Raw genomic sequence first — 13,168 nt, 5'->3', positions numbered from 1 at the left:
ATCCATGAGCCGTATCGAACGCTTCTTGCCGCGCAGGCATCTGACTTCAGTGTCGACAAACATCGTACCGTCCGAAGGCAACGCGCCTGCGAGCCTCGGCACCGCCGACGCACCGGCGATCGCGGTCGAGGACCTCTGCAAGAAGTACCGCACCCACTGGGCGGTCGACGAGGTGAACTTCATCGTGCCGAAGGGCTGGACCGTCGGCCTGCTCGGCGGCAACGGTGCCGGCAAAACCACCACCATCGCCATGATCATGGGCCTCGTGGTGCCGAGCTTCGGCCGCGCCATGGTGCTGGGACACGACATGGCGACCGAGCGTCACAAGGTGCTCAGCCGGATGAATTTTGAAAGCCCCTATGTTGCGCTGCCGGGGCGCCTCACCGTGCGCCAGAACCTGATGGTGTTCGGCCGGCTCTACGGCGTCGCCGATCTCAAGGCCCGGATCGAGGAGCTGATCGAGGATTTCGAGCTCGGCGACGTGCTCGACCGTGTCACCGGGCGGCTCTCGGCCGGCCAGAAGACCCGGGTCGCCGTCGCGAAGGCGCTGATCAACGATCCCGACGTGCTGCTGCTCGACGAGCCGACGGCCTCGCTCGACCCTGATCGCGCCGAGTGGGTGCGCAGCCGGCTCGTCGCCTATCAGAAGCGCCGCGGCGCCACCATCCTGCTGTCCTCACACAACATGACCGAGGTCGAGCAGCTCTGCGACTTCGTCGTGATCATGAGCCACGGCCGCGTCGTCGCGATGGGGCGTCCGGGCGAGCTCGCCGAGCGCTTCAAGTGCCGGGACCTCGACGAGGTCTTCATCTATCTGGCGAGGGTGGCGTGATGTCCTCATTTGGTTCTCCGAACGACAAACCGGTTGCGATCCGCAGGGAGCGCCGTTCGGACGTGGCGGCGCGGGAGAGTCTGCTCGACGCCGCATTCGGTCCTGGCCGCTTCGCCAAGACCTCGGAGCGGCTGCGCGAGGGCCGCAAGCCTGCGCGCGGCCTCGCGTTTGTCGCGCGCCGTGCCGGTCGCCTGGTCGGCACATTGCGGCTGTGGCCGGTCGTGACCGGTACCGGTCATTCCTGCCTGCTGCTCGGCCCTCTCGCAGTGGCCGAAGAGGTGAGGTGCCTCGGCATCGGCGCCGCGCTGATGCGGCAGGCGTTGCAACGGGCGCAGCGGCTCGGTCACCGAGCCGTCGTCCTGGTTGGAGATGCCGCCTATTACAGCCGCTTCGGCTTTTCGGCCGGGACAACCGCCACGCTCCGCATGCCCGGGCCATATGAACGCAATCGCCTGCTGGCCTGCGAGCTGATCCCGGGCGCGCTGCGCGGGGCAGGCGGCCTGATCGCCCCGGCCAGCCCACCGCCGTCGCGGTTATCCGGATTGATGGACCGGATCGCGGGTCTCCAGGCCCCGATCGGGCAGCCGGCCTGATCCGGCACCTTTTCCGCCATGGGGGGCCTTTTCCGTCGTAGGAAGGCTCTGGGGGCATGGCGATTTGGCCGGTCTTGGCGTAAAGCACCCCAAATCGTCATGCGGCTGTGCCGCCTGCCGGGTACGCAGCTTCAAGGTCGTCCCGCTCGACGTTCTGCGCCCGGACCAATCAAGGTTTCCCATCTCGTGCCCTTTCCGACCACAAGTTCGCCGCTCGCCCGCGCTTTGGCTGAGCGCAACTACGATCAGCCCACTCCCGTCCAGCTCGCCGTGCTCGCCGACGACGCCGTCGACCGCGACCTCCTGGTTTCGGCCCAGACCGGCTCGGGCAAGACCGTTGCCTACGGATTGGCCATGGCAAAGGACCTGCTCGACGGCGCCGAGCAGTTCGAGCCGGCCGCCGCCCCGCTGGCGCTGATCGTCGCGCCGACGCGCGAGCTCGCTCTGCAGGTTCAGCGCGAGCTTTCGTGGCTTTACGAACATGCCGACGCCCGCGTCGTCTCCTGCGTCGGCGGCATGGATCCGCGCCGCGAGCAGCGCGAGCTGGCCGCAGGCGCCCACATCGTGGTCGGAACGCCGGGCCGGCTGTGCGACCATCTGCGGCGCGGCCGTCTCGATATCTCGGGATTGCGAGTCGTCGTGCTGGACGAGGCCGACGAGATGCTCAATCTCGGCTTTCGCGAGGACATGGAATTCATCCTCGAGACCACGCCGGACACCCGCCGCACGCTGCTGTTCTCGGCGACGTTTCCGCGCGGCATCGTCGCGCTGGCCAAGCAATACCAGCAACAGGCGTTCCGGATCGAGGTCGCCGGCGACGAAGGCGGTCATGCCGACATCGAGTACCGTGCCATCCGCGTCGCCGCCGACGACGTCGAGCACGCGGTCGTCAACGTGCTGCGCTTCCATGAGGCGCCGAGCGCGCTGGTGTTCTGCAACACCCGCGAAGCCGTCCGGCATTTGCAGGCGGCGCTGCTCGAGCGCGGGTTCTCCGTCGCCGCGCTGTCAGGCGAAATGACCCAGAACGAGCGGACCCAGGCGTTGCAGGCCTTGCGCGACGGCCGGTCCCGGGTTTGCGTGGCGACCGACGTCGCGGCGCGCGGCATCGACCTGCCGAGCCTCGACCTCGTCATCCATGCGGATCTGCCGAAGGACCCGGAGGTGATGCAGCATCGGTCGGGCCGCACCGGCCGCGCCGGCCGCAAGGGTGTCAGCATCCTGCTGGTGCCGCCGGCACGGCGGCGGCGCGCGGAATTGCTGCTCGATCTCGCCGGCATCGATATCGTCTGGGGCTCCGCGCCGCAGGCCGAGGAGATCCGCAAGCTCGACCATGATCGGCTGCTCAGGGATGCGGTGTTCAGCGAAGAGGCGACGCCGGACGATCTGGTCCTCGCACAAGCCTTGCTTGCCGAGCGGACGCCGGAGGCGGTTGCCGCAGCACTTGCCCGGCTCTATCGCGCCCGCCTGCCTGCGCCGGAGGACATTCTCGATCCCGGCGAGGGACGGGGCCGCGACCGCGGCGAGCGCGCCTCGCGCCGCGAGGAGCGTGCCGCCGGACCGCGAGCGAAGACCGGGAAGTCTCCTCGCCACGGCATGGAGGAGGCGACCGTCTGGTTCCGCGCCGCCATCGGGCGCCGGAAGAATGCCGAGGCCCGCTGGCTGCTGCCGATGATCTGCCGCCGCGGCGGCATCGACAAACGCGACATCGGCGCCATCAAGATCATGGATACGACCACCGAGTTCGAGATCGCCGCGCGGGTCGCGGACTCCTTCGCCGTCAAGATCAAGCGTCCGGACAAGGAAGACAGCATCCGCATCGAGGCGCTGGGGGACGCTCCGCAGCGCGAGGCGCGCGCGGAGAAGCCGGCAAGCAAGCCCAGGCGCGAGCCGCGGTACGAGCCGAGACACGAGCCTTGGCGCGATCAGGACGACGGTGGACGCGGCGCTCTTCGTGGCGAGGAGCCGCATGATGAGGTTGCAGCAAAGCGACGCGGCAAGCCGGATCGCGAGACCAAAGCGTTTTCGAGGGAAGGTGCGAGCGGTTCGCGCGATGATTACGCGTCCAAGCGAGACTCCAGAGCTCCATTCCGGTTAGATCGGAACGAAAAGGGCACGAGGCCGACATCCGGCGACGAGCCGAGGTTCGGCAAGAAAAAGAAACATCGGGGCAAGGCCGGACACGCCGGGCTCACGCAGTGGCCCGACGTGTCGGCTGCGAAACCGAAGTTCGGCAAGAAGCCAAAGAAGAAGCGGAGAGGTTAGCCGCTCTTGGTGTTACGCTACGTGAGGTGAGCAAGCTGCTCAGGCTCCCTCCCCCTTGCGGGGGAGGGTGGGGAGAGGGGTGGCCCCGGGCGAGATCATTGACGTGATGTCGACTCGTGCGACTTCGGCTGGCGCGTGGAGCATACTTTACTGAGTGGAGAGAGCTTGCCGTGCGGCACCCCTCTCCCCAACCCTCCCCCGCAAGGGCGGAGGGAGCCCTTCCGCCGGAGCGTCCCTTACACGTTGCAGGGACGACGATGCGGAGGGAGTGTGCCCTCACGCCACCAGCGTGATCTTCGGCGTGGTGGCCAGCACCGACTGATTGCGGCCGTTGGCCTTGGCGGCGTAGAGCGCCTTGTCGGCGGCTTCGATCAGGTCGCACCATTGCTGGCCCGCGACCGGCCGCATGCTGGCGACGCCGACGCTCACCGTCGTGATCAGCTCGCCCTCGCACCATTGCTGGACCTTGCCGCGGATGCTCTCGGCCAGGTTGAAGGCCTCGAGCGCGGTCATGTTGGGCAGCAGCACGGCAAATTCCTCGCCGCCGAAGCGCGCCGGGCAATCGCCGGCGCGGCGCACCGCATCCGAAATGCAGATCGCGATTCCGACCAGCACCTGGTCGCCGGCCTGGTGCCCATAGGTGTCGTTGTAGGCCTTGAAATGATCGGCATCGATCATCAGCAGCGCGACCGGCTGCCCGTAGCGGCCGGCGCGGCGCCACTCGCGCTCGATCTCGGCGTCGAACTTGCGGCGGTTCTTCAGGCCGGTGAGGGCATCGGTGGTCGCCATCTCCTCGAGCTTGTCCTCGGCGTCGGCACGGCGCCCGATCTCGCGGGCGAGCACCAGCGTCGCGCTGAGCACGAACAGGATCAGGAACGCCATGATCGCGCCGATCCGGATTGCCTCGGTGCGCCACAGGTTGAAGACGGCGTCGAGCGGCTTGCCGACCACGACGTAGAGCGGCCCGCTGCTGCTGCGCCTGACATAGAGCCGCGGCGTGTCGTCGACCGGACCCTTGCCGGAGAAGGCGCCGCCCGCCTTCAGGTTCTCGGCCTTCCAGTCGAGCTGCTCGGCGAGGTTCTTGCCGATCACATCGAGATCGAAGGGCGTCCGCATGATGATGGTGCGGTCGTTGCGCAGCACGGTGATGGTGTCGCCCGGCGTGAGGTTCAGCCGGCCGAACAGATCGTGGAAATAGCTGAAGCGGATCGAGCCGACCACGACGCCGAGGAAGCGGCCGTTATCGTCGACGATGCGCCGGCTCAGCACGATGGCGTAGGCGCCGCGATGCAGCATCGGCCGGCTGATATACAGCCCGGTGTCGGGATGGTCGCGCTGGATGGTGAAATATTCCTCGTCGCTGCGGTTCTCCGGCCGTGGATCGAGGCTCGCGGCGTCGATGGTCAGGTCGCCCTTGGTGTCGAACACCTGGATCGCGCCGAAATGCTTCGCGGTCGCGGCGTGGTCGAACAGGATCAGCTGACGCATTTCCTTGCTGACATTGCGGATCTCGGGCATCTCGAGGTTGCTGGCGACCGCGCGCAGCGACAGGTCGTAGAGCTCGATGTTGCGGCTGATGTCGGCTTCGATGCCCGACGCCAGATTCTCCAGGGTCCGGCGGGCCAGCTGCTCCTCGCCGCGGCGCATGTCGAACATCACCCCGGCGCAGACTGCGGAAAAGCCGAGGACGGTCGCAACGGATGCGACGATCAGCAGCTTTGCCGATAGCCGCCAGCGCCGCCTTGCGTCCTTTCCCCGTCGAAATGGCATGTCCCGCTCCAAAGCGCCGTCATGCAACGGGAAATCTTGTTGTCGCCTTAAGTGGCGACAGCGGCCGCCGAATGGGTTAACGGGTGGTTGCCGGAACACTGAGCCTTGAGGACGATGTGAACGACTACGACGCGCTGCGGGATTATCTGAAGAAGCAGCATCTGCCCGAATTCGTGCTGACCTTCGAGGAGATCGAGGCGATCATCGATGCGGCGCTGCCGCGCGCCGCGCACCGGGCCTCGTGGTGGGAAACCCTGCGCAGCCCGCAGGAGAAGATGCCGCAGCGCGAGGCCTGCCTCGAGGCTGGCTATATCGCCACCCGCCAGACCGACGGCAAGAGCGTCAAGTTCAAGCGAATGCCGAAGCCGCGCTAGCTCGCGGCTTCCAGCCGTTCCTCAGTGAGCAGCCGCGTGGCGGCATCCGCGTCCATCGGCTCGCCGAAGGCAAAGCCCTGGGCGTATTCGCAGCCGAGCTGGTAGAGCTCGACGGCGTCCGAATCCGTCTCGGCGCCTTCCGCGACCACCTCCATGCCGAGATCGTGCGCCAGCGCGATGATCGATTTCAGGATCACCGGGCGGGTGCCGCGGCTCGTGGTGCGGACGAAGGACTGGTCGATCTTGATGGTGTCGAACGGGAAGCGCTGCAGATAGGACAGCGAGGAGTGGCCGGTGCCGAAATCGTCGAGCGACAGCCCGGTGCCGAGCTCGCGGATCCGCGCCAGCATTTGGGCGGCGTGCTCCGGGTTCTCCATCACGAGCGATTCCGTCAGTTCCAGCTTCAGCGTGCCGCGCGCCACCGAGGAGCGCGACAGCACGGTGCGGATATCGTGGATCAGGTCGTGGCGCAGCAATTGCCGCGACGACACGTTGACCGAGGCGAAGATCGGCTCGCGCGCGCGCATCGCGCGCTGCCACACCGCGAGCTGGCGCGCGGTCTGGTCCATCACGAACATGCCGAGATCGACGATCAGGCCGGTCTCCTCGGCGACATTGATGAACTCCGACGGCGACATCCGGCCGAGCTTGGGATGGTCCCAGCGCGCCAGCGCCTCGAAGCCGGCGATCGCACGATCCTCCAGCCGCACGATCGGCTGGTACAGGATCGTGATCTCCTGGCGCTCGATGGCGCGGCGCAGGTCGCTTTCCAGTGTCAGGCGGTCGGTCTTCCGCGCCCGCATCGCCGGCTTGTAGACGTCGATGCGGTCGCCGCCGATCCGCTTGGAATGATACATCGCAAGCTCGGCGTCCTTGATGATCTCGTCGGTGAGCGGCGCGGCCGGATCGGACAGCGCAAGGCCGATCGAGGCGGTCAGGAAGATCTCGCGGTCGTTGAAGGCGATCGGCGCGCGGATGGTCTTGCGGATGGTCTCGGCGAAATTGGTGATGCGCGCCGGATCCTGCTCGGACAGCAGGATCAGACCGAACTGGTCGCCGGCCATCCGCGCCAGCGTGTCCTGCGGCTTGAGGATGCGGGTGAGACGGCGCGCCAGCGTCAGCAGGATGGAATCGCCGACGGCGATGCCGACGGAATCATTGACCTGCTTGAAGCGGTCGAGGTCGATCACCATCAGGGTCGGCCGCAGGTTCGGCATGGTCTTGGCGAGGTTCGCCACCGCGCCGAGGCGGTCCATGAACAGCCGGCGGTTCGGCAGGCCGGTCAGATTGTCGTGAACGGAGTCATGCAGCATCCGCTCTTCGGAGTTCTTGAACTCGGTGACGTCGGTGAGCGTGCCGACCACGCGCGAGACCTCGCCGTCGGAGCCGACCACCGGCCGCGCCTTCAGCGCGAACCACATGAAGTGGCCGTCCGGCGTGCGCAGCCGGAAATCCTGCACCAGTCGGCCGCGGCGCTGGTCGAGCACGCTGTCGAGCGCGGCGCGGAAGCGGTCCTGATCGAGCGGATGCAGCACCTCGAGCCATTTCGCCGCCGGGCCTTCCAGCGTGCCGCGCTTCAGCCCGAGCAGGGCTTCGGTCTCGGGGCTGGTGAACACCTTGTCGGCGGAGACGTCCCAGTCCCAGATCAGGTCGCCGGAGCCGGTCAGCGCCAGCGCGCGGCGCTCGACATCGGAAACGACGCCGGTGGTGGCGCCGCCGCCGGCGAAGGCGTGCTGCATCACCGTGAAGCCGATCAGCATCACGATCAGCACCAGGCCGCCGAGCAACGCCGGGCCTACGATGTCGTTGGTGACGGAGCCTGCGACCGTCATGCCGGCCGCGACCACCCAGACCACCAGCAGGAACCAGGTCGGGATCAACAGCACCGCGCGGTCGAAGCCGTGGGTCGACAGATAGACGATCAGCGCGAAGCCGGCGAAGGCGATCATGACCAGCGACATGCGCGCGATGCCGGAGGCAACCGCGGGGTCGAACAGCGCCAGCGCCACCAGCGAGCCGAGGAAGACCAACCAGCCGATCGTGATGTGCGAGTAGCGGACGTGCCAGCGGCTCAAATTCAGATAGGCGAACAGGAACACCAGCAATGTCGCCGCGAGGATCGCCTCGCCCGCCGCGCGCCAGACGCGCTCGGCGTTGTTCGACATGTCGAGCACCTTGCCCCAGAAGCCGAAGTCGACGCCGATATAGACCAGCACCGCCCAAGCCAGCGCCGCAGCGGCCGGGAACATGATGCTGCCCTTGACCACAAACAAAATCGTGAGCACGAGCGCGAGCAGGCCCGAGATGCCGATCACGATGCCCTGGTACAGCGTGAAGGAGTTGACCTTGTCCTTGTAGGCGTCGGGTTCCCACAGATAGAGCTGCGGCAGCTTGTCGGTGCGCAGCTCCGCGACATAGGTGACGACGGCGCCGGGATCGAGCGTGATGCGGAACACGTCGGCGGTCGGGCTCTCCTGCCGCTCCGGACGATCGCCGACCGACGGCGTGATGGTGGCGATGCGCGACAGGCCGAGGTCGGGCCACAACAGGCCTGACGACACGATGCGATAGTGCGGTGCGACGATCAGGCGGTCGAGCTGGTCGTCGGTGTTGTTGGCGAGTGCGAACACCACCCAGTTCTGGCCGCCTTCGCGGGCGCGAACTTCGATGCGGCGCACGATGCCGTCGGTTCCCGGCGCGGTGGAAACCTGGATGCGGTCGGTTTCACTGCGTTGATGGTCGAGAACCGCCGTCAAATCGATCGCCGGCGCATCACTGCGCACGCTGACCGCGTCGATCGCATACGCGGCAGGCGCAGCGGCAAACATCATGAGGCCCAGCGCCAGCAGCGCAAGGCACCTGATCAGACGCAATGTCAGTACTCCGCGATCGACAAACTGCCCGGGGCCCGGCGACCGGCCCGGAGGTGGCGCGATAAATGACACGAAAGCGAAGGGAATCAAAGGGTTTCCGCCCCTGCTTCCGTTGCGAGAATTAAACCACCAACACAATTTTGCCAATATGTTCGCTGGTCTCCATGCGCCGGTGTGCGTCGGCGGCCTTTTCCAGCGGGAATGTGCTGTCCATCAGCGGTTTGACGCGGGCTTCGCGCAGCAGCGGCAGCACTTTCGCCTCGATCGCCGCGACCATCGCCGCCTTGTCCGCATTACTACGGGGGCGCAGGGTCGAGCCGGTGTGGTGCAGCCGCTTCACCATCAGCTTGGCAAAATTGGCTGACGCCTTCGGTGTTCCCGACAGGAACGCGATCTGGACGATGCGGCCCTCGACGGCGGCGGCGTCATAGTTCCGGTCGATATAATCGCCGCCGACCATGTCGAGGATGACGTTGGCGCCGGCACTGTCGGTCGCCTTCTTCACCGCCTCGACGAAATCCTCGGTCTTGTAGTTGACCGCGACATCGGCGCCGAGCTTGAGGCAGGCGTCGGCCTTGTCCTGCGAGCCGACGGTGACGATCACCTTGGCGCCGAACGCCTTGGCCAGCTGGATCGCCATCGTGCCGATGCCCGACGAGCCGCCGTGAATCAGCAGCGTCTCGCCTGCCCTGAGCGCGCCGCGCTCGAACACATTGTGCCACACCGTCATCAGGGTTTCCGGAATGGCGCCGGCCTCCTGCATCGACAGTGACGGCGGCACGGTCATCGCCTGCGCGTCCTGCGCGATGCAATATTGCGCATAGCCGCCACCGGCGACCAGCGACATCACCTTGTCGCCGATCTTGTGCTTGGCGCCTTCGCCGAGCGCGACCACTTCGCCGGCGATCTCGAGGCCGGGCAGGTCGCTGGCGCCGGGCGGCGGCGGATAGGAGCCGGAGCGCTGCGCGACGTCGGGACGATTGACGCCGGCGGCCGCGACCTTGACCAAAATCTCGCCGGCCTTCGGCATTGGCAGTGCGCGGGTCTCCGGCACCAGCACCTCCGGGCCACCGGGCTTGCTGATGGCGACGACGGTCATTTGCGCGGGCAGGTTTGTCATGGCTGGTCCCTGGTCAGTGAAGAGGATTGGCGGATGGCATAACGCCTTTTCCAACGAAGCGAAACGCCATTAAGCTCCGAACCGGCTCGTCAGATGGTCGGCTTTTTCAGGGCTGATTTTCTCGACCAGCGGGCCGAGCCTTGCGACCGGCGTACCGGCGCCCCGATCGAGCGGCGGGAGCAGTGGGCCATTGGGCCAGCGCGGCACGGCATCGTTTTGTCCGAACGCGCCGAGCACGCGTTCGGACAGGTTCGGCACGATGCTCCACGCCAGCGTCGCGCACAGCGCGACAAGATTGAGGCCTGTGCGCGTGATGACCGCCGCGCGGTCAGGATCGGACTTGATGGCGGTCCAGGGTGCTGCGTGTTGCAGGTAGGCGTTCGCGGTGTCCCAGATCGCGCGGGTCGTGGCAGCAGCCGCGCGAAACTCCAGCGCCGTGTGGTGGCGGTGCAGTGTCGCGATGCGCTGCTCCAGGTCATGTGCGAGCTGCCGCTCGGCGTCGCCGGGTGCGCCGCCGTCCGGGATAAGGCCGTCGAAGGCGCGATGCGCAAAGCTGATGATGCGGTTGGCGAGATTGCCGAAGATGTCGGCGAGGTCCTTGTTCACGTCGGCGACGAACCTCGCGACGTTGAAATCGGTGTCGGCGCTTTCGGGCGCGTTCGCGATCAGCCACCAGCGCCAGAGATCGGCGGGCAACTCCTCCAGCGCCGCGTCGGTGAAGATGCCGCGCTTCCTGCTGGTCGAGAACTTGCCGCCCTCGTAGTTCAGCCAATGGAATCCCTTGATCACGTCGGCGGTCTTCCATGGCTCGCCGGAGCCGAGCAGCGTCGCCGGAAAACTCACGGTGTGGAACGGGATGTTGTCCTTGCCGAGAAACTGGACGTAGCTGACGTCGTCGGCCTCAAACCACCACTGCCGCCAGTCGCGGCCGGGCGCGGCGTCCGCCCATTCCTGCGTCGCCGCGATGTAGCCGATCGGCGCGTCGAACCAGACGTAGAACACCTTGCCGTCGAATCCCTCGCGCGGCACTGCGATGCCCCAGGCGAGGTCGCGCGTGATGCAGCGATCGCGTAAGTCCGCATTGAGCCAGCTCTTCGCGGTCGACACCACGAAGGGTGGCCATCCGGTGCGGCTGTCGATCCATGCGCCGATCGTCTCGACCTGCTGCGACTGGCGCAGGTACAGATGACGGCTCTCGCGGATCTCGAGGGCGCGGTCACCGGATAACGCCGAGCGCGGCTCGATCAGGTCCGGCGGATCGAGCAGCGTGCCGCAATGGTCGCACTGATCGCCGCGCGCGCCGGGATCGCCGCAATGCGGACAGGTGCCGAGCACGTAGCGGTCGGGCAGGAAGCGCCGGTCGGCCGGCGAGAACACCTGCCGCGAGCTGCGCGCCTCGATCAGTCCGGCTGCGTCGAGCCTTCGATAGAAATGCTGCGCCAACGCATGATTGTGCGGCGCGCTGGTGCGGCCGAAATGATCGAAGGAGAGGCCAAAGCGGCGGTAGATGTCGGCCTGGATAGCATGCTGCGCGTCGCAGAACGGGCGGATATCCTGTCCCGCCTCGATAGCGCCGAGCTCGGCCGGCGTGCCGTGCTCGTCGGTCGCGCAGATGAAGAGCACGTCGCAGCCGGTCTGCCGGCGGAAGCGGGCGTGGACATCGGCGGGCAGCAGCGAGCCGACGAGATTGCCGAGATGCTTGACGCCGTTGACGTAAGGCAACGCGCTGGTGATGAGAATCTTGGTCATGGGTTGAGGTCTTTCGCGTTCGGTGATGCCGACCCCGGATCGAAAAAATCAAAAAGCCCTCCCGCGTGATCGGAAGGGCTTGGGGTCGGCTCATGCCTGGCGCGCAGGCGCGCGCTATCCCGTCCGGTCAGACTCCTTGCGGTCGGCCCGGGGCATTCGCGTCAGATGTTGCGCGCACACGAAAGTCACTGCAAAATTCTCCTCGAGCATGATCCGGAAAAGTGCGAAGCGGTTTTCCGGAAAGATCATGCGCAAACAAAGAACACGATGACGGTTCAACCCGATCTCATCGTGCTTCACGACATATAACATCTCTGGACGCGAGGCGCCAGATCACATCGCCGGGAGGACACATGCCGATTGAGGATGAGGACCGGCCGCGGAAGAAGATCAGCCACGAGATCGGACAGGATCTCTCGCTGCTGTCGGTAGAGGAATTGACCGAGCGCATTGCGTTGCTCACCGCCGAAGTCGATCGCTTGAAAGAGGCGATGACGAAGAAGCGTGCGTCAAAGGATGCAGCGAACGCGTTCTTCAAGTCGTAGCGCTGCGATGAACGATGCTTCAACCTCCCCTTGAAAAGGGGAGGTCGCTTTGCGCGTCAGAGCAAAGCGGGTGGAGATCTCTTCTCTCCCCTTGCAGCGTCGCTTGCGGCTGACCCCCATCCCGACCTTCCCCCTTTCAGGGGGAAGGAGAAGAAGCACCATTCCCGGATTGCGCTGCGCTCCATCCGGGCTACGCGTTCGCGCGCAGCCTGCACCTGTCCCAAACTAGGTCAATGGCCGACATGGCAAACAAACCGTCAAGAAATCCGTTCATTTACGATCGGTTAAGCTTTCTCGATTATGACTGCATTGTCCTCGTTTGGACACCGAGTGGCTCCTGTCCACTCTGTTTGACGCCTCCCTGTTATCAACTTCAAAAGCCGCCGGAAACGGCGGCTCTTTTTTGTTGCGTCCCCGGCTGGAAACCATAAATCCGGTTGCGGCTGGACTCTTCGGCGCGCCCGCGCAATGATTTGTTCATCATAAGCTGGCGCGTGAGATGCCAGCGGGCGTTACGATGGTGTGAGGGCGTTAACCATGGCCGATCGTTCCCAGAACGAAGCCGGGCTTGTGCTGTTCAGTGAACGGCTGACCAATTCTGCGGCATTCGGCGTGCTGTTCCGGGAAGGCATGGACCTGGTCGAGCAGACCGCCGCCTATCTCGACGGCGACGGACGTGCCGAGGCCAAGGCGCTGGAACGGTCCGTGAGCCTGACCTATGCCACCGAAAGCATGCGCCTGACCACGCGGCTGATGCAGCTCGCGTCATGGCTGCTGCTGCATCGCGCGGTCAAGGAAGGCGAGATGACGCTGACCCAGGCCAATCGCGAGAAGACCAAGGTGAAGCTCTCGGCCGCCGATCCCGGCCCGGCCGACATGGTCACCAAGCTGCCGGAGCAATTGCAGCAGCTGATCGCCCGCTCGATGGATCTGCAGGCGCGCGTCCGCCGGCTCGATACCACGATCCACGCGCCTGCGCCTGACCGTTCGACGATCGGCAACCCGCTGGTGCCGCAGCTCAACCGCCTGAAGGCTGCGTTCGAGCAGTAG

Annotated in this window: 10 protein-coding genes; 6 read left to right on the top strand and 4 right to left on the bottom strand. The window is 66.1% G+C overall.

All coding sequences use genetic code 11. The features are described 5' to 3' along the window. The first annotated feature begins 4 nt into the window (after positions 1-4). The 3 genes from BI327_RS32520 (at position 5) to BI327_RS32510 (ending at position 3,687) form a co-directional block, all read left to right on the top strand. Positions 5-832 (top strand): ABC transporter ATP-binding protein, encoded by an 828-nt coding sequence (locus BI327_RS32520; protein ID WP_083742287.1) that lies wholly within the window; start codon positions 5-7, stop codon positions 830-832. Then, positions 832-1,425, top strand: coding sequence for a GNAT family N-acetyltransferase (locus BI327_RS32515; protein ID WP_076865395.1), 594 nt, complete (start codon positions 832-834; stop codon positions 1,423-1,425). The genes BI327_RS32520 and BI327_RS32515 overlap by 1 nt, the downstream gene beginning before the upstream one ends. 186 nt (positions 1,426-1,611) lie before the next feature. Next, the gene (locus BI327_RS32510; protein ID WP_076865394.1) at positions 1,612-3,687 is read left to right on the top strand and encodes a DEAD/DEAH box helicase; all 2,076 of its coding nucleotides are present in this window, start codon (positions 1,612-1,614) and stop codon (positions 3,685-3,687) included. Between the two features lie 276 nt (positions 3,688-3,963). On the opposite strand, the gene BI327_RS32505 is transcribed toward BI327_RS32510, so the two are convergent. Continuing rightward, the gene (locus BI327_RS32505; RefSeq protein ID WP_076865393.1) at positions 3,964-5,457 is read right to left on the bottom strand and encodes a sensor domain-containing diguanylate cyclase; all 1,494 of its coding nucleotides are present in this window, start codon (positions 5,455-5,457) and stop codon (positions 3,964-3,966) included. Positions 5,458-5,573: 116 nt separating this feature from the next. Between BI327_RS32505 and BI327_RS32500 the strand changes: the two genes are divergently transcribed. Further along, a complete protein-coding gene (locus BI327_RS32500) occupies positions 5,574-5,831 on the top strand; it encodes a DUF7662 domain-containing protein (protein WP_076865522.1) in 258 nt (85 codons plus the stop codon). On the opposite strand, the gene BI327_RS32495 is transcribed toward BI327_RS32500, so the two are convergent. The 3 genes from BI327_RS32495 to metG form a co-directional block, all read right to left on the bottom strand. Then, positions 5,828-8,704 carry an EAL domain-containing protein gene (locus BI327_RS32495; RefSeq protein ID WP_028333677.1) on the bottom strand — a complete coding sequence of 959 codons (2,877 nt, stop codon included), beginning with the start codon at positions 8,702-8,704 and terminating at the stop codon, positions 5,828-5,830. The genes BI327_RS32500 and BI327_RS32495 overlap by 4 nt on opposite strands. 121 nt (positions 8,705-8,825) lie before the next feature. Further along, the gene (locus BI327_RS32490; protein WP_076865392.1) at positions 8,826-9,824 is read right to left on the bottom strand and encodes an NAD(P)H-quinone oxidoreductase; all 999 of its coding nucleotides are present in this window, start codon (positions 9,822-9,824) and stop codon (positions 8,826-8,828) included. 69 nt (positions 9,825-9,893) lie between these two features. Further along, positions 9,894-11,573, bottom strand: a complete 1,680-nt coding sequence (gene metG / locus BI327_RS32485) for a methionine--tRNA ligase (protein WP_076865391.1) — start codon at positions 11,571-11,573, stop codon at positions 9,894-9,896. Between the two features lie 353 nt (positions 11,574-11,926). Between metG and BI327_RS32475 the strand changes: the two genes are divergently transcribed. After that, on the top strand, positions 11,927-12,118 hold the full coding sequence (locus tag BI327_RS32475) for a DUF1192 domain-containing protein (protein WP_076865389.1): 192 nt from the start codon (positions 11,927-11,929) through the stop codon (positions 12,116-12,118). Between the two features lie 537 nt (positions 12,119-12,655). Then, a complete protein-coding gene (gene rcdA, locus BI327_RS32470; protein ID WP_076865388.1) occupies positions 12,656-13,168 on the top strand; it encodes a protease adaptor protein RcdA in 513 nt (170 codons plus the stop codon).

The organism is Bradyrhizobium mercantei, from assembly GCF_001982635.1.
In the GTDB taxonomy this organism is placed as follows: Bacteria; Pseudomonadota; Alphaproteobacteria; order Rhizobiales; family Xanthobacteraceae; genus Bradyrhizobium; species Bradyrhizobium mercantei.
The sequence above is the reverse complement of the archived record's forward strand: the minus strand, read 5'-3'. Positions and strand labels throughout refer to the sequence as shown.